This is a genomic window from Streptomyces wedmorensis (assembly GCF_000716445.1).
Lineage (GTDB): Bacteria > Actinomycetota > Actinomycetes > Streptomycetales > Streptomycetaceae > Streptomyces > Streptomyces wedmorensis.
The window spans coordinates 1-306 of record NZ_JNWK01000191.1 but is presented as its reverse complement, the minus strand read 5'-3'; the positions used below and the strand labels follow the sequence as shown (position 1 = coordinate 306).

Here is a 306-nt window from a genome sequence, read left to right as displayed (position 1 = left end):
GGGTTGGTGAAGTCGGTGCCGGTGCTGGTGAGGGTCCACAGCGCCGAGACGTTGCGGCTGTCCTCGGTCTGGCCGTTGTCGTAGAGGATGCCGACGTCCGCCTTGCCGTCGCCGTTGAAGTCGCCGGTGGTGACCTTCGAGCGGTCCCAGTTCCAGGAGCCGAAGCTGGTGGAGACGTTGTCCCACTTCTTGGAGGGGTTGGTGAAGTCGGTGCCGGTGCTGGTCAGCGTCCACAGGGCGGTGACGTTGGTGCCGTCCGTCTGCTGGCCGTTGTTGTAGAGGATGCCGACGTCGTCCTTGCCGTCG

Annotated in this window: 1 pseudogene; it reads right to left on the bottom strand. The window is 65.4% G+C overall.

The annotated features are described in order from the left end of the window. Nucleotides 1-306: pseudogene (locus OO54_RS41070) on the bottom strand (FG-GAP-like repeat-containing protein); the annotation flags it as partial.